This window comes from Lacticaseibacillus absianus, assembly GCF_013407595.1.
Taxonomy (GTDB): domain Bacteria; phylum Bacillota; class Bacilli; order Lactobacillales; family Lactobacillaceae; genus Lacticaseibacillus; species Lacticaseibacillus absianus.
Map to the genome: position 1 here is coordinate 1 of NZ_JABEKX010000005.1, position 15,013 is coordinate 15,013.

Annotated in this window: 16 protein-coding genes and 1 pseudogene; 9 read left to right on the forward strand and 8 right to left on the reverse strand. The window is 61.0% G+C overall.

Going from position 1 to position 15,013, the window contains the following annotated elements:
• Positions 1–92 precede the first annotated feature (92 nt).
• Together HII33_RS14010 and HII33_RS12375 are read right to left on the reverse strand one after the other, a co-directional pair.
• Positions 93–313: pseudogene (locus HII33_RS14010) on the reverse strand (IS3 family transposase); the annotation flags it as partial.
• A gap of 762 nt (positions 314–1,075) precedes the next feature.
• Positions 1,076–1,693, reverse strand: a complete 618-nt coding sequence (locus HII33_RS12375) for a LysE/ArgO family amino acid transporter (RefSeq protein WP_179396131.1) — start codon at positions 1,691–1,693, stop codon at positions 1,076–1,078.
• A 314-nt stretch (positions 1,694–2,007) separates the two neighbouring features.
• Here HII33_RS12375 and HII33_RS12380 point away from each other — a divergent pair, with 314 nt between their 5' ends.
• Positions 2,008–2,325 carry a DMT family transporter gene (locus HII33_RS12380; RefSeq protein WP_179396132.1) on the forward strand — a complete coding sequence of 106 codons (318 nt, stop codon included), beginning with the start codon at positions 2,008–2,010 and terminating at the stop codon, positions 2,323–2,325.
• A 324-nt stretch (positions 2,326–2,649) separates the two neighbouring features.
• Here the strand turns inward: HII33_RS12380 and HII33_RS12385 are convergent, their stop codons facing one another.
• The 3 genes from HII33_RS12385 to HII33_RS12395 form a co-directional block, all read right to left on the reverse strand.
• Complete coding sequence (locus HII33_RS12385; RefSeq protein WP_179396133.1) at positions 2,650–3,171, reverse strand: helix-turn-helix domain-containing protein; 522 nt, start codon at positions 3,169–3,171, stop codon at positions 2,650–2,652.
• 150 nt (positions 3,172–3,321) lie between these two features.
• Positions 3,322–4,344: an LLM class flavin-dependent oxidoreductase gene (locus HII33_RS12390; RefSeq protein WP_179396134.1), complete on the reverse strand. Its 1,023-nt coding sequence runs from the start codon at positions 4,342–4,344 to the stop codon at positions 3,322–3,324.
• 185 nt (positions 4,345–4,529) lie between these two features.
• Entirely contained in the window at positions 4,530–4,685 is a 156-nt protein-coding gene (locus HII33_RS12395) for a hypothetical protein (RefSeq protein ID WP_179396135.1), read from the reverse strand.
• A gap of 148 nt (positions 4,686–4,833) precedes the next feature.
• Here HII33_RS12395 and HII33_RS12400 point away from each other — a divergent pair, with 148 nt between their 5' ends.
• The 5 genes from HII33_RS12400 (at position 4,834) to HII33_RS12420 (ending at position 8,571) form a co-directional block, all read left to right on the forward strand.
• Entirely contained in the window at positions 4,834–5,757 is a 924-nt protein-coding gene (locus HII33_RS12400) for an ABC transporter ATP-binding protein (protein WP_179396136.1), read from the forward strand.
• Positions 5,754–6,524 (forward strand): ABC transporter permease, encoded by a 771-nt coding sequence (locus HII33_RS12405; protein WP_179396137.1) that lies wholly within the window; start codon positions 5,754–5,756, stop codon positions 6,522–6,524. Before HII33_RS12400 ends, HII33_RS12405 begins: the two co-directional genes overlap by 4 nt.
• 61 nt (positions 6,525–6,585) lie before the next feature.
• Entirely contained in the window at positions 6,586–7,242 is a 657-nt protein-coding gene (locus HII33_RS12410; protein ID WP_179396218.1) for a response regulator, read from the forward strand.
• Positions 7,243–7,251: 9 nt separating this feature from the next.
• Positions 7,252–8,136, forward strand: a complete 885-nt coding sequence (locus HII33_RS12415; RefSeq protein ID WP_179396138.1) for a sensor histidine kinase — start codon at positions 7,252–7,254, stop codon at positions 8,134–8,136.
• A gap of 174 nt (positions 8,137–8,310) precedes the next feature.
• Positions 8,311–8,571 carry a hypothetical protein gene (locus HII33_RS12420; protein WP_179396139.1) on the forward strand — a complete coding sequence of 87 codons (261 nt, stop codon included), beginning with the start codon at positions 8,311–8,313 and terminating at the stop codon, positions 8,569–8,571.
• 71 nt (positions 8,572–8,642) lie between these two features.
• On the opposite strand, the gene HII33_RS12425 is transcribed toward HII33_RS12420, so the two are convergent.
• Complete coding sequence (locus HII33_RS12425) at positions 8,643–9,704, reverse strand: D-alanine--D-alanine ligase family protein (protein ID WP_179396140.1); 1,062 nt, start codon at positions 9,702–9,704, stop codon at positions 8,643–8,645.
• A 184-nt stretch (positions 9,705–9,888) separates the two neighbouring features.
• On the opposite strand from HII33_RS12425, the gene HII33_RS12430 reads away from it, so the two are divergent.
• Positions 9,889–10,884, forward strand: coding sequence for an NAD(P)-dependent oxidoreductase (locus HII33_RS12430; protein WP_179396141.1), 996 nt, complete (start codon positions 9,889–9,891; stop codon positions 10,882–10,884).
• 245 nt (positions 10,885–11,129) lie between these two features.
• A complete protein-coding gene (locus HII33_RS12435; RefSeq protein ID WP_179396142.1) occupies positions 11,130–12,587 on the forward strand; it encodes an NCS2 family permease in 1,458 nt (485 codons plus the stop codon).
• A gap of 55 nt (positions 12,588–12,642) precedes the next feature.
• Here the strand turns inward: HII33_RS12435 and HII33_RS12440 are convergent, their stop codons facing one another.
• Together HII33_RS12440 and HII33_RS12445 are read right to left on the reverse strand one after the other, a co-directional pair.
• On the reverse strand, positions 12,643–13,212 hold the full coding sequence (locus HII33_RS12440; RefSeq protein WP_179396143.1) for a GNAT family N-acetyltransferase: 570 nt from the start codon (positions 13,210–13,212) through the stop codon (positions 12,643–12,645).
• Positions 13,213–13,222: 10 nt separating this feature from the next.
• Entirely contained in the window at positions 13,223–13,546 is a 324-nt protein-coding gene (locus HII33_RS12445; protein WP_179396144.1) for a hypothetical protein, read from the reverse strand.
• A gap of 123 nt (positions 13,547–13,669) precedes the next feature.
• Between HII33_RS12445 and HII33_RS12450 the strand changes: the two genes are divergently transcribed.
• A complete protein-coding gene (locus HII33_RS12450) occupies positions 13,670–15,010 on the forward strand; it encodes a replication-associated recombination protein A (RefSeq protein ID WP_179396145.1) in 1,341 nt (446 codons plus the stop codon).
• Positions 15,011–15,013 lie beyond the last annotated feature (3 nt).

Sequence of the window (15,013 nt, forward strand, 5' to 3'; positions counted from 1 at the left end):
GCATGGTCATGCGCTGAATTGTAACGCCTGACTATAAACTCGGAACACACAAATCAAATAGATTCACTGTCTCGAAACTTGACTTAAATCCAGGCCTCGTACTTGTCGCCTTGAGCGATGGCGTCACGTTGATAGAAGTAGCTACTCTTCGACAGTTGAAGTGCTTTGAGTAACGTATTGAGTGAGTGTTTGTCACGCAGGGCATCAATCACCTGAACCTTTTCTCGGTTGGTTAGATTGAGATGGTCGATGCCCAGATCTTTTTTAGAAGGGCGTTCACCTGGAGGAGGATATCATTTTCAAGCTCAAGGTCTTGGACGTGTTGAAGAAGTTCGTCGTGGGATAACGAGGTCAAGCGCGTGGATGAATCCTTTGGGGTCGGTTTCTTCTGTTTCTTTTGAATGTTTGCAATTCGCATAAGTGCAGTATTTTGGGGAGCTTTTCTCGGAAAGCTCGGGTGATTCACTCGGTCCGGCCCAACTGGGAGTTCAATCGCGAATCGAGGGTCTTTGCGCACCCAAATATCCAAGAGCGATCGAGATGGAAAACCTAGTTTTTTTACAGTACGGGCGCTACTGCGGCCGTGATTGAAGTAATATTAAACCGCTTCATGGCGTTGCTCGTCTGAAAACTTTCCGGTCTTTTTCCGCTCAAAGACATCTGGATCTTTCTCGTATTGCTTGACCCAAAGCTTTAGGGCTCCACGCGAAGGATAACCCAATTCTCGAAGCACTTTAGCCCAAGCCCGATCATATTGATGAAATAGTTTTACTGCTCTACATTTATCTGCGTTTGAATACATAATGACATCATACCCGAAGTCCAGGATTTTGTCCGCACGCCAGTTACAAGAAGCCCGAACTCAGTATAACGTTTTGCTAGTAAAAAAAAGAAGCCAACACGCTTCTCTTTTTTCGTGGGGTGGCACGTTTGTGGCACATTCCATCAGCACATTATATAATATTGATTTAGCAAAGTGTCCTAAAGGGCAGTTTACACCGCGATTCTGAATTTCATTCGTTTGAGACGTTTATTTCCCGGGCAATAACGGTCAGCTGGTTCGATCACCTGGCCCTTACCAGAGCGCGCGGATCGCCTGCCAGATCAGCGTCAGGCCGTAGCCCATCACGATCGCGCCGGAGCCGATGTTGACCCACAGCAAAAAGCGGCGGGGCAGGCGGTTTTTCAGGGTGCCGATCACTAAGGTCACGCCGAAGAACCACAGTGCGGTGCTGGACAGGATGCCGAGCAAAAACGGTAGGACCTCGCCGTTCGTCAGTGTGCTACGCATCGCACCGAACGAGACGCTGGTGTCGATGATCGCCTGCGGGTTGGCGAAGGCGACGACCCAGGCGCCGGTGAACGCCTCGCGTAGCGACATCACGCGGTCGTCGCTACCGATGGCGGTCTGGTTCGCGCTGCGCAGGATGCCCCAGCCCATCCAGATCACGATCCCGCCGCCGATCAGCAGGATCACCAAGCGCAGCCAGGTGTAGTGGGTGATCAGGGCGCCCATGCCGAGAAACGCGATGACGGTCAGGGCGGTGTCGGCGAGCCAGACGAATCCGGCGATCAGGAACGCTCGGCGCAGGCGATTGCTCATCGCGCTGTTAAAGACGAACAGGTTTTGCATTCCAATGGAGCTGACAAGGGCGATGCTGATCAGCAGGCCGCGTAGATAGACAGATAACATGGTGGCCTCCTCAAGCAAAAAGGCACCCACACCACGATCTTCCGACGCTGAAGCGCCGTGCCTACGATCGTGGTGTGCGTGCCTAGGTCGGTCGCCCGACGACGGGCCGACCCAATAGCGATATTTCGATAATCTGTATCTTAGCGGACCGGTCGCGCGTTGTCAAACCCCGGTTGACGGTCAAGCGATCGACGTGCTATCCTCTGGGACAGGTGATGTAACCACTACCGCCGGGTAGACACCGCTCCTCCACGCCTTAGGCTCAATGGCGTGGGGGAGCGGTGTTTTTATTTTTTCGAGGAGTGTTAGTGAGCATGGCTTGGCTATATTTAGTGATCGCAGGGGTATTCGAGGTGATCTGGGCGACGTTCATGAAGCTGAGTGACGGCTTCCACCGGTTCGGTTTCTCGGTGCTGACCGTGATCGGTATGGTGATCAGCTTTATCTGCTTAGCGGAAGCGACCCACCGCCTGCCGATGAGTCTTGCGTATCCGATCTGGACGGGTATCGGCGCGGTCGGTAGCGTGATCGTTGGGGTCATTTTTTTCGGTGACCGCGTCGGCCCGTGGACGTGGGTGTTCGTTGGCGTGCTGCTAGTGGGGTTGATCGGGATCAAGGTGACAAGTCGGTGAGGGGCGGCGGGGCTTGGCGAAGTTAGCCGACCCGCTAAACCCGCGCCCCCTGCGCGCTGGGCACGTCGAGCTCCGGGCGCGCAACGCGGGCGCGTCTAGCCACGCCAAACGCCTCGCGCCCAAAAGCGGACCAACGGGCTTGGCTAAGCTAGCCGATCCGCTAAGCCCGCACCCCCTGCGCGCTGGGCACAAAAAAACCACGAGCAAGCTCGTGGCTGTGGTCGGTTGCGGAAACCTTCAGAACGCCGAAGCGCCGATCTCGTTCACCGACCGTGGTTTGGCACCGCAAGTAGTATCGCATGCGGCGTGCGGTCGTGTCAATGGTCACCAGCCGAGCAAGGTCCGCTTGACGAGAACGGCGACGCCCAAGCCAATGAAGACGAGCCAGTAGCCCCATTGGAGCTGCCGCCAAGGCGTTGCGGTCCCGTTGCGTGCCCCGCGGCGAATGAAGTACTGGCCAGCGAGTGCGTTAGCGGCGATCGCCCCGACGAGCAAGCCGAGCATCGCGTCGGGGAGTGCCGGCCAGTTGAACAGGAACGGGCCAAGGAGCATCAGGGCCAAGAACAGGCTCGTGAGTTGCGGGCCGATCATGAACCACTTTTGGAACGCGGCCATTTGTTCCTTCTGCTGCATATCAGTCACCCAATCAGATCCTTCCGTGAGTAGATGGTCGAGTGAGAGGCCGTAGAGGTGGCTCAGCTTGATCAGACTTGCGATGTCGGGCATGGTGCGGTCGTTCTCCCAATTGGAGATCGTTTTGACCGACACGCCGAGGAACTCGGCGAGTGTCGCCTGTGTCCATTGCTGCGCGGTGCGTCTGTCGCGAAGAAGCGGTCCTACTGCCATCTCACTGTACCCCCATCATGTCGGTTCTGCGGTGTGCTGTACATCCAATGTACGTCTAGTCGGGCCTGAATGCACGAGTAAATCCTTGCCGGTAGCGGTGGGCGCATCAAACAACGCCTGCGTTCCACATGGAACGCAGGCGGCAGTGGCTCAGCGCCAACCCAGCTGCGGGGCGATGTCTTTCATGATCGTGTCCAGGACGTGGACGTTGTACTCGATGCCCAGCGTGGACGGAATGGTGATCAGGACCGTGTCGGCTTCCTTGATCGCTTCGTCTTCTGCGAGCTCCTTGACCAGCTTGTCCGGCTCACCGACGAAGGTCTTGCCGAAGATGGTCGGGTTCTGGTGGTAGGCGAGGTAGCCGACCTCGTCGTTGGTCTGGCTCCCGTCGGCGAACAGGCGGGCGTCCAGGTCGTTGACGATCGGCATGATCGAGCGGGTGACCAAGGTGCGCGGCTGCCAGGCGTGGCCAGCCTTGGCCCACGCGTCCTTGAAGGCGCGGAGCTGGTTGGCCTGCTGCACGTGGAACGGTTCGTTGGTCTCGTAGTTGACCAGCGTGGAGGACTGCAGGTTCATGCCTTGCTCAGCGGCCCAGATCGCGGTCGCCCGGCTGCCCGCTCCCCACCAGATGCGGTGGCGCAGGGTCGGGGAGAACGGTTCGAGCCGGCGTAGCCCGGGCTCCTGCGGGAACATCGGCATCGCGTTAGGTTCCGCGAACGGCTCCCCGTTGAGCAGGTCGAGGAACTTCAGCGTCCGCTTGCGCGCGATGTCCTTGATCTCCTCTTCCGTGTAGTCGTAGCCCCAGTAACGCCAGCCGTCTTGGACTTGCTCCGGGGACCCACGACCGACGCCGAGCTGCACCCGGTTTTGGCTCAACACGTCGGTGGACATCGCGTTTTCCGCCATCATGAAGGGGTTCTCGTAGCGCATGTCGACCAGGCCAGTGCCGATCTCGATCTTGTGGGTCTTGGCCCCGATCGCCGCCATCAGCGGGTAGGGCGTGCCGATCTGGTCGGCGAAGTGGTGGACCCGGTACCAGGCGCCGTCGACACCGAGTTTCTCGGCCTCGACCGCCAGATCGACGGATTCCTCGTAGCTTTGCTGCGCGGATGTCACCACGGAGTTGTTCTTCTGCCAAAAACCAAAACTCAAAAAGCCGATTTTTTTGGTCATCTTGGTCACCTCATCTCTCTGCATCTTGCAGGTCTGGCGGGCGGTGTCTGACGTTGCCCCACGACCTTGTGCATAGCGTAGCGCATTTGGTTACTTTTTACAAGTAAAATCATCAAAGGCCGGTGCGGATCGTGCCTCAGACGTCATCGGGGTCGTATTGGCGCCCCACCGCTGCGGGGTCGGCGTCAGACAACCTGGTCGGCCAACTGAACCACCGGGGCCCGGTGCGTGAGGACCACCGCTGCCTCGAACAGGCGATGACCGGCAGGCGGGCCGCTGATCGTCGAGACGTTGAGCACCTTGAGCGACTGGATCGACATGGTGAAGCCCCTCTGCCACATCAGCAACGGTCACCTCATTATCCATGCTGGCGGCGTGGCTGGCAACTGAGACGCCTCGGCGCGCGACCTAAGGAAGAATTAAGAGTGGGTTAAGACCCGAATTAAGGAACGGCGCGTAAACTATGGGTATCGAGTGAGGTGAATGAATATGGAAGAAACAGTGATACAGTTACGCGATGTGAGCAAGCACTTCGGGCACTACCAGGCGTTGTCGCATGTGACGATGGCGGTCAAGCGTGGGGACATCTACGCGCTGATCGGTGAGAATGGGGCGGGCAAAACAACGCTGATGCGGCTGATCCTCGGGCTGTCGCCGACGCCCAGCGGCGAGGTGATGGTCCTGGGCGAGCACGCCGGGCATTACCGCCACGCGCTCAGCCGGGTCGGGGCGATCATCGAGGCACCCGCGGCGTTCAGCAAGCTGACCGTGCGGCAGAACCTTGAGGTGATCGCGATCCAGCACGGGTTGAACGACCCCCAGGCGATCACCGACGCGATCCAGTTCGTTGGGCTGACGGCCAAGGTTCGCACCCAAGCCAAGCACCTGTCGCTGGGGCAGCGGCAGCGGCTGGGGCTGGCGACTGCGATCCTGGCCCACCCGGACCTGCTGATCCTCGATGAGCCGATCAACGGGCTGGACCCGACCGGGATCGTCGAGTTCCGCACGCTGCTACAGCGGCTGAATCAGGAGCAGCAGACGACAATCTTGATCTCGAGTCACATTCTCACGGAGCTCTACCAGGTCGCGACGCAGTTCGGGTTCCTCCACCATGGCACCCTGATCCAGACGCTGAGTAAGCCAGCGCTGGACGCGGCGAATCAGGCCGGGCTGGTGGTCACGGTGTCGGATGTGAACGCGGCCGCCAGCTTGCTGGATGCGCAGCAGATCAAGCAGTTCAAGGTGCTCAACGAGCGCGACCTGCTGGTGGCAGCGGGGCAGATCGAACCCGCCGCGTTGAACCGGCTGCTGGTCGATCACCAGCTTGAAGTGATGAGCATCGCGATGAAGGAAGGGTCACTGGAGGATTACTACACTGACCTGATCGCACACAGTCAGGAGGGACGCGCATGATCAATCAGATCAGAGCCGATTTTTACCGTCAGTTGCGAACGTGGGGGTTCGGCCTTGTCATGGGCCTGACCGTGGTCTACTGTGCCGTGTGCGTGTGGTTCAAAAGCGTCGGTGGCGTGATGGTCAATGCGCCGCTCAGTGCGCTTGACGAGCTGACGGCGAAGCAGACGACGGTGCGCGCCGGGATCCGCGGGGCGACCATCAACAGCAGTGTCCTGCTCTATGTCTTCATCGCGCTGTTCGTGATCGTGATCGGCTACGAGTTCAGCCAGCAGACCTACAAGAACACGCTGATCTCCGGCATCTCGCGGTTGCAGTTCATCTTGGCGAAGTACCTGACGCTCCTGCTGGACCTGTTCATCGCGCTGGCGCTGTTTTACCTGACCGCACTCATCACCGGGCGACTGGCGGGCCGCGCGTGGGGCACGGCCCTGCCACACCTGCTCCAGGAGACGGGGTTGACGCTGGTGACCAGCACCTTTTTCATCAGTGTCGTGTTCAGCCTGGCGATGCTGGTCCTGATCGCCTCGGGCTCGCTGGTGATCAGCGCAGTGTTCATCGTGATCTGGCCGCTGGCCGTGTCGCTTGGGAGCATCCTGACCAACTGGCACTGGCTCTCGTACATCGACTTCTTCAACGTGGCCGCAGGCATCTCGTTTGGCACGATCCACACCGGGGAGCTGTGGCGCTACCTGCTCGTCAGCGTGGTGGCCTTGACGGTCAGTGTGCTGGCCGGCGCTGAGCTGATCCAGCACAAGGAACTGTGATTGCAACTCGGGGGTCAGACGTTTAGACTGAGCCTATCGATGAGAAAAAGGGGTGGGGATGATCGCCGAGATCCTTGTGGTGGAAGATAACCCAGACATTCAGGCGCTGTTGCACGATGTGTTGACGCCAACCTATACCGTGGTGGCGGCCACAGACGGTGGTCAGGCGCTCAGCCTATTTCGCGCCCGGCCCGCCGACCTGATCATCTTGGACCTGATGCTGCCCGGTGTGACGGGGGAAAGCGTGCTCGCGACCATCCGCAAACGCTCGACCGTGCCGGTCCTCGTGCTGACTGCGATCCAGGACAAGGCGCACATCGTGACGGTGCTCAACGCCGGGGCCAACGACTACCTGACGAAGCCCTTCGACGTTGACGAGCTGCTTGCCCGGGTGCAGGTCCAACTGCGCGCGGCGGCGGTGCCGACGCAACTGCAAGTTGGGGAGCTGACGCTGGATCAGACGACCCATGCCGTGTCGGTGGCCGGCCAGCCCATCGAGCTGACCCGCAAGGAGTTTGCGCTGCTGGCGACCCTGATGGCCCAGCCGCAGCAGGTGTTCGAGAAAGCCGCCCTGTACGAGCGGGTGTGGCAGGAGCCGTACCTGGACGCGGAGAACACCTTCAACGTCCACCTCAGTCAGCTGCGCCACAAACTCAACCAGTACAGCCAGCGCCCCTACATCACCACGGTGTGGGGGATCGGCGTCCGGTTGATGTGAGGTGGCGCGATGCAGATCATCTTATGGGGCCTGCTCGGGCTCGCCGCGTTGGCGCTCACGGTGCTGGGACTCGACTTGCGGCGGATCGGGCGCGAGCTCGACTATATCAACACGCACGAGACCAACGCCGAACTGACGACCAGCACGCGCCTGCCGGTGTTCGCCCGGCTCGTCGCGGCGATCAACCTGAACTTGGTGCGCACGCGCCAGCTGCGCACGCAGCAGGTGCAACAAGACGCGCGGGTCCACGCGCTGCTGACGAACCTGACCCATGACATCAAGACGCCGCTGACCGTGGCCAGCGGCTACGTGCAGCTGATGGTCAAGCGCACGCCCGCCGACGACCAGCTGGTGCGCGTGGCCCACAACCTGGCGATCGTGAACGATTACTTGCGCTACCTGATGGATTTTAACCTGATCCAAGAACAAAACGCGCAGCTGACGCTTGTCGAGCTGGATCTCTCGGCCTTCGTGGAACAGTGCCTCTTCGACGCCTTCGATGAGCTGCAGGCCCGGGGGCTGACCCTGGCGCCAGCGCTGACCCCGCACATCCGTCTGATCAGCGACGAGACACTGCTGCGCCGGGTGCTGGATAACCTGATCGGCAACTGGCTCAAATACGCGCAGGGTGAGCTGCGCGTGACGCTCGACCACGACGCGCAAGGGCGCGTCCAGCTGACCTTCAGCAACGAGACCGCGGCGCCGCTGCCGCCGGTCGAGCGCCTGACCGAGCGGTTCTACACGGCCGACCGCGCGCGACGCGACAGCACCGGCCTGGGCCTGAGCATCGTCCAAGCGCTGATGGTGCGCCTGAACGGGCGCCTGACCCTGCGCACCGAGCAGGCGTGGTTCATCGCGACGCTGACGTTCTATGGCCCAGCAGACGGGGCGTGATGGGCGCCTCGCCCGGCACAGGGTGGCGCCACGCTTGTGGTGAGTTGGTCTAGTGATCGAATGCCTGCCCCGATGCCATTTACAACTGATGATCGCGGCGGTATAATGCCCAAAATATCACTGGCGGTCTAGTCAAATTATGATAATTTGACAGCCAGGGAGTGGGGGCGTGCGATGCCAAAGCAAGAAGCGTTATCGAAATGGACCTTGGGGTTCCACGTACTGTATCCGGTGCTGATCATCGGGTCCTGGTTCGCGCCGCCATTCAGCGGCATCGGTGTCGTCTACATGGGGCTGATCGCTCTGGCCGCGGTGGTCGGCGACGTGAAGGCGTTGAAGCACCAGGCTGGGCGCCGCGCGCAGCAGACCTGGATCGACATCGGCGTGTTTGGGGTCGGCTTTCTCAGTATTTTGGTCCACGCGTTGATCGGATAGCGCCCAAAAAAGCCGGCAGGACTCGCCCTGTCGGCTTTTGGTGTGGTGGTGCGCAGTGTGAGCGCGGTCGGTCAGTTGGCCATCCCGTCTGCGTACAGCTTGAGTTTGCCTTGCACGATGCTTTCGACGAGGTCGCCGTAGCGCACGCCTTCTGCCTCGGCCTCCTGCGGCAGGAGGGAGAGCGGGGTCATGCCCGGCAGGTTGTTGGCTTCGATCACCCAGACGCCGTCGTCGTTGGCGAAGAAGTCGACCCGCCCGTAGTTTTGTAGGCCGAGCACTTGCATGGTCTGGACGGCGACGCGCTTCATCTCGTCGTGGACGGCCGGCGCGAGGTCATCCGGTGGGGTGACGAAGTCGGTGTGGCCCTCTTGGAACTTGTGCTCGAAGTCGTACCACCCGTCGTGGACCTTGATCTCGATGGCCGGGAACGCGTGGCCGTTCACGACGCCGAGGGAGAACTCGCGGCCGGTGACGAAGGCCTCGATGATCGCGCTGTTGTCGAAGCGGAACACGTCGACCAGGCTCGCTTCGAGCTCGGCGTCATCGTGCACGATGTGGGTGCCGACCGAGGAGCCGCCGGACGTCGGCTTCACAACGACCGGGTAGCCGAATGGCAGTTGGTGGCCGGTCGTGCCCTGGTCGCGGGTGATCTCGACGAACGCCGCGGTCTTGATGCCGTGGTACAGCATGATCTCCTTGCTGTACACCTTGTTCATGGTGATGCCAGAAGCGGTCGACCCGCTGCCGGTGTAGCGGATGTTGTTCAGGTCCAGGTAAGCCTGCACCTTCCCGTTCTCCCCGTCACCGCCGTGCAGGCCGAGGAACACGATGTCGGCGGCCTTGCAGATGTCGAGGACGTTCGGGCCAAACAGCTGGGTCGTGCCGTCGGTCCGCATGGCGTTGATGTCGTCGTCGGTGAGGACAGCATCAGAGATCTTCAGGTCCTTACTGGTGTTGGCGTCGGCAAAAACGGTGCTGGCGTCGGCGCCGTCTGGCAGGGCGTAACCGAGGAACAGGTCGATGAACGTGGCTTGATGGCCCATCTCGCGCAAGGCGTTGGTGATGCGGTAGCCACTGGAGATCGAGACGTTTCGCTCGGTGCTTCGCCCGCCGGCTAAAACGACAATTTTCATAGGTATGAATACCTCCCGATAGTTTTAGAACCTTAAGCATAGCATACCGACGGGCTGTTATGATACAGATTCATCAATTTTTTATTTTTCTGGCGAGATTAAAGGTGGGTGAGGTGGGCTAGCCAAACCGGTTGTTCATTAGATATACTGGACACAACCTAAATTCGATTGAGGAGTGACAAGCGTGAAGATCATTGTTTACGGTGCCCATGATGACGAGATCCCTTACTTGACCCAATGGCAGGCGAAGACCGGCCACACGGTGGAGGTCCACCAGGAGCTCCTGGACGCGCAGACCGTTGCGTGGGCCGCAGGGTTCGACGGCATCAACGCCTTGCAGACGACGCCGTACTCGCGTGAGGTGTTCGCGCAGATGGCGGCGTTCGGGATCCACTTCCTGACGATCCGCAATGTCGGAACGGATAACATCGACCTAGCCGCCGCCGCTGAGTATGGCGTGCGCATCGCCAACGTCCCGGCGTATTCGCCGAACGCGATCGCCGAGTTCGCGGTGACGATGACGCTGCACCTTTTGCGGCGGCTCGGCGCGGTCGAGGCGACGCTTGCGACCGGTGATTACCAAGGCGCGACCAAGTTCATCGGGCGTGAGCTGGCCCAGCAGACCGTCGGCGTCGTCGGCGCGGGCCGGATTGGCCGCGCCGCGATCCACCTGTTCAATGGCTTCGGCGCCAAGGTCCTGGCGTACGACCCGCACCCCGTGCAAGACGACGGCCTGGCTTGCCGCTATGTTGAACTGGACGAGCTGCTCGCGCAAGCGGACATCATCGACCTCCACATCCCGGGCATCCCGGCCAACGATCACATCATCGACGCCGATGCGCTGGCCAAGATGAAGCGTGGGGCGCTCCTGATCAACACGGCGCGCGGGAATCTGATCGACACCCAGGCGATGTTGGCCGCCTTGACCAGTGGCCAGCTCGGTGGGGCCGGGATCGACACCTATGAGCATGAGACCGAGAACCTGCTGGCGATCAACGCCACCGGCCGCTTCGCTGACCCACTTTGGGACCGCCTGCGCGCGCTGCCGAACGTGGTCCTGACGCCGCATATCGCCTACCACACCGAGACGGCGGTGCAGAACATGGTCGATTACTCCCTGAATTACCTGATCGAGTTCCTCACCCAAGGGGCGACTGAGACCGAAGTCGCCGCACGCTGAGGTGATCGTTCGGCTTTACGCACACTGATTGAGCCGAGCAGCTGAACAGGCGCTGGTCTACCGCATTCGTGGTAGGCTGGCGCCTGCTTTTTGGCCGCAGGACGGTGAGCGGGGATAATTGGGCGATTTTTGGCATAAACACGAACGATCGAGTCAATTAAATTAAGATAAGCCGGATTTGATGTTGAACTTTCGCCGCCGGTCGGGTAGACTATCCCTATCAAACGCGAACGAAAGGGACCATCATGGAAAAATTCTTTCAGCTCAAAGCGAATAATACCAAAGTTTCGACCGAAATTATGGCGGGTCTGACGACATTCTTTGCGATGTCGTACATTCTCTTCGTTAACCCGCAAGTGCTCTCCCTGGCCGGCATGCCGAGCCAGGCCGTCTTCCTCGCCACCATCATCGCCAGCGCCGTCGGGACGCTGGTGATGGGCCTGTTCGCCAACGTTCCTTACGCGCTGGCCCCGGGCATGGGCCTCAACGCCTTTTTCACCTACACCGTGGTCTTCGCCCTCGGCTACAACTGGAAGCAGGCGCTGGCGCTCGTGTTCATCTGCGGGCTGATCAACATCCTGATCACCGTCACCAAGGTGCGGAAGATGATCATCATGGCGATCCCCGAAGTGATGCAGCACGCGATCGGCGGCGGGATCGGTGTCTTCATCGCCTACATCGGGCTGAAGAACGCCGGGTTCCTGCAGTTCACCTCGGATTCCTCGAACATCCTGAGCATCAACAACGCGGCCTACAATGCCGCGACCAGCAACTACAAGGACGGCGTCACCGGCGTCGTGACCGGCGGGGGCATCGTCCCGGCGCTGGTCAACTTCACCCAGCCCGGCGCGATCCTCGCGCTGATCGGCTTGGTCCTGATGACCATCTTGGTGGTCAAAAAGGTCCCGGGTGCGGTCCTCATCGGCATTATCGCGACCACGCTGATCGGCATCCCGCTGGGCGTGACCGACCTGTCCTTCAGCGGTGCCAACTCGCTGGGTAGCGCGGTCAGCGCGCTCGGCACGACCTTCGGCGCCGCCTTCAGCGGTGACGGCATGGGCGCGCTGTTCAACGACCCGAGCAAGATCCTGATGTCGCTGATGACGATCTTCGCCTTCAGCTTCTCTGACACCTTCGACACCCTTGGCACCTTCATCGGCACCGGGCGGCGCACCGGGATCTTCTCTGCGCAGGATGAAAAAGAGATGGAAGAGGGCCACGGCTTCTCCTCTAAGATGGACAAGGCGCTGTTCGCCGACTCCATCGCGACCAGCATCGGTGCGATCTTCGGGACGTCCAACACGACGACCTACGTGGAATCTGCCGCCGGGATCGGCGCCGGCGGTCGCACCGGCCTGACCGCGGTCACCACTGCCGTCGCCTTCCTCGTCTCTGCCGTGTTCGCCCCGCTGATCAGCGTGGTGCCGGCCCAAGCCGTGGCCCCGGCCCTGATCCTCGTCGGCGTGATGATGCTGTCGAGCCTCAAGGAAGTCAACTGGGCGGACCTGGCCGAGGCCGTGCCGGCCTTCATGGCCTCCGTCGTGATGGGGCTGGTCTACAACATCTCGTACGGCATCGCCGCGGGCTTCATCTTCTACTGCCTGATCAAGCTGATCACTGGCAAGGCCCGTGACATTCACCCGATCCTCGCGATCGTGACGGTTGGCTTCATTCTGAACTTCGTGGTGCTGGCGGTGCTCTAGCCAGCGATCAGACACTAAAGGGCCCCCTTACTGGGGGCCCTTTAGTGTCTGATCGTTAGAACTGAAACGCCGGGTCCGTCGCCACGGTCGTCGCGTCGAGCGCGAGGCGCAGGAGCGGGACCTTGGTGCCGTCCGGCAGGGTGCGGGTGCGCTCGGTCGGCGCCGCGGTGAAGCGGCTAGCTTCCAGCGCGGTCCGCATGGTGGTGGCCGTTGCCGGTAGCAGGACGTAGAGGTGAGCGAGTCCGAGCTCGAAGAACGCGAACCCGGCGACACGCGGCAGGATCTCGGTCAGCACGGCCGCATCCACCTCGGGCAGGAGCTCGACGCGCAGCTGTGCCGTGGTGCGCGCCGCGTCGAAGTGCCAGAGGCAGATGCTGCCGAGAAAGGCCTTGGACTGCCGGTCGCCGATGCCGTACAGGAGCGACTCGTCGGCCATCACCAGGCGCATCGCCCGGTTGACATAGCGGGCGGTCGCCTCGATCGAGTCATCGACGGCTCGACCAGAGACCGCGGCCTGCAAGGGGTCTTGGCGCAGGCGCGCGACGTCCTTGAGGCGGTACAGGGTCAGCCAGTCCAGCTGGTAGTGCGCGGACAGCAGCGGGTGGTACTTTTCGAAGTGTGGCATAAGCGGCTCCTTAGAAGATCCCCTGATCGTCGTCGTCGGTCAAGGGCGCGTTGAAGTTCTTGTGGTAGTAGTCGGCGTCGATCACCTTGTATTTGCCGTTGACGAACTTGGCGATCAGGTTGCCTGGCGTCGCGATCTGGCTCTCGGTGTGCGGGATGTGGATCTCGACGGCCGGCACCGGGGTCAGCGCGACGAATTTGGCGTCGGCCCCGAAGAAGGCGTCGACGACCTCACGGGTGATGTCGTCGCGCACCGGCAGGAAGTAGGACATTTTCGCCGTGGAAAAAGCGGCGAATTCGCCCTTGGGAAACTCGGTTGGAGTGGATTCAGACATGATGAGCACCTCGCTATCTATAATCATGCACGTGTCCAGTTTAGCATATCCCCGCGCGATGTTATCATAAAGTCAGTCGATCGTGGTGCGGGCGGGGTCACTTGCCCGCAGGAAGGAGTCAGGATGGGGAATTTATTCGAAGCAGGAAGCCGCCAGCTTCAGCCGCTGGCAAGCCGGATGCGGCCGCGGGAGCTGGCCGAATTCGTCGGGCAGCAGCACCTGGTCGGGCCCGATGCGGTATTGACGAAGCTGATCGAGAACGATGAGATCCCGTCGATGATCTTCTGGGGGCCGCCCGGCGTCGGGAAGACCACGCTGGCGCAGATTATCGCACGCCAGACCAAGGCGCAGTTCGTCAACTTCTCGGCGGTCACCAGCGGCATCAAGGAGATCAAGACGGTGATGGCTGAGGCCGAGCAGAACCGCGCTTTGGGCAGCAAGACCATCGTCTTTGTCGACGAGATCCACCGCTTCAACAAGGCCCAGCAGGACGCGTTTTTGCCTTACGTCGAGCGCGGCAGCATCACGTTGATCGGTGCGACCACCGAGAATCCGTCCTTCGAGGTCAATGCGGCGCTCCTGTCGCGCACGCGGGTGTTCGTGTTGCAGCAGCTGACCACCGCCGACTTGGTGGACCTGTTGCAGCGCGCCTTGCAGGATCCGCGCGGCTATGGGCTGGCGCAGGTGACGATCGACCAGGACTTGCTGCACGCGATCGCTGAGTTCGCCAATGGGGACGCGCGCGTGGCGCTGAACACGCTGGAAATGGCGGTGACGAACGCGACGACCACCCCCGACGCACCGATCACGGTGACGGCCGCGACGGTCGGCCAGTTGCTGACCAAAAAAGCGCTGCTGTACGACAAGAACGGCGAGGCGCACTACAACCTGATCTCGGCGCTGCACAAGTCGATGCGCAACTCGGACGTTGACGCCGCGGTGTACTGGCTGAGCCGGATGCTCGAAGCCGGCGAGGACCCACTGTACGTCGCGCGGCGGCTGGTGCGCTTCGCCTCCGAAGACGTCGGGATGGCCGACAGCCGGGCGCTTGAGATCACCACCAGCGTCTTCCAGGCGTGTCAGTTCATCGGCATGCCGGAGTGCGCGGTGCACTTGACCCACGCGGTCGTCTACTTGAGCCTCGCGCCGAAGTCCAACGCCTTGTACACGGCGTATGAAGGAGCCAAAAAAGACGCCTTGGAGACCCTAGCCGAGCCGGTGCCGCTGCAGATCCGCAACGGCGTGACCGACTTGATGAAGGACCTCGGCTACGGCAAGGATTACGAATATGCACACGACACAGCAGATAAGTTGACGGCGATGCAGACAATGCCTGACAATTTAGTTAACCACCATTATTACGTGCCCACCGATCAGGGCAGCGAGGTCAAGGTCCAGCAGCGCCTCGCCCAGATCAAGCACTGGCACGACACCCACCCGGCCCCAGGCGCCGAGGGGGAATGACGC

Excerpts from the sequence above, each read along its gene's own strand:
- HII33_RS12375 (WP_179396131.1), bottom strand. The coding sequence starts at position 1,693 with ATGTTATCTGTCTATCTACGCGGCCTGCTGATCAGCATCGCCCTTGTC.
- HII33_RS12380 (WP_179396132.1), top strand. The coding sequence starts at position 2,008 with ATGGCTTGGCTATATTTAGTGATCGCAGGGGTATTCGAGGTGATCTGG.
- HII33_RS12385 (WP_179396133.1), bottom strand. The coding sequence starts at position 3,171 with ATGGCAGTAGGACCGCTTCTTCGCGACAGACGCACCGCGCAGCAATGG.
- HII33_RS12390 (WP_179396134.1), bottom strand. The coding sequence starts at position 4,344 with ATGACCAAAAAAATCGGCTTTTTGAGTTTTGGTTTTTGGCAGAAGAAC.
- HII33_RS12395 (WP_179396135.1), bottom strand. The coding sequence starts at position 4,685 with ATGTGGCAGAGGGGCTTCACCATGTCGATCCAGTCGCTCAAGGTGCTC.
- HII33_RS12400 (WP_179396136.1), top strand. The coding sequence starts at position 4,834 with ATGGAAGAAACAGTGATACAGTTACGCGATGTGAGCAAGCACTTCGGG.
- HII33_RS12405 (WP_179396137.1), top strand. The coding sequence starts at position 5,754 with ATGATCAATCAGATCAGAGCCGATTTTTACCGTCAGTTGCGAACGTGG.
- HII33_RS12415 (WP_179396138.1), top strand. The coding sequence starts at position 7,252 with ATGCAGATCATCTTATGGGGCCTGCTCGGGCTCGCCGCGTTGGCGCTC.
- HII33_RS12420 (WP_179396139.1), top strand. The coding sequence starts at position 8,311 with ATGCCAAAGCAAGAAGCGTTATCGAAATGGACCTTGGGGTTCCACGTA.
- HII33_RS12425 (WP_179396140.1), bottom strand. The coding sequence starts at position 9,704 with ATGAAAATTGTCGTTTTAGCCGGCGGGCGAAGCACCGAGCGAAACGTC.
- HII33_RS12435 (WP_179396142.1), top strand. The coding sequence starts at position 11,130 with ATGGAAAAATTCTTTCAGCTCAAAGCGAATAATACCAAAGTTTCGACC.
- HII33_RS12440 (WP_179396143.1), bottom strand. The coding sequence starts at position 13,212 with ATGCCACACTTCGAAAAGTACCACCCGCTGCTGTCCGCGCACTACCAG.
- HII33_RS12445 (WP_179396144.1), bottom strand. The coding sequence starts at position 13,546 with ATGTCTGAATCCACTCCAACCGAGTTTCCCAAGGGCGAATTCGCCGCT.
- HII33_RS12450 (WP_179396145.1), top strand. The coding sequence starts at position 13,670 with ATGGGGAATTTATTCGAAGCAGGAAGCCGCCAGCTTCAGCCGCTGGCA.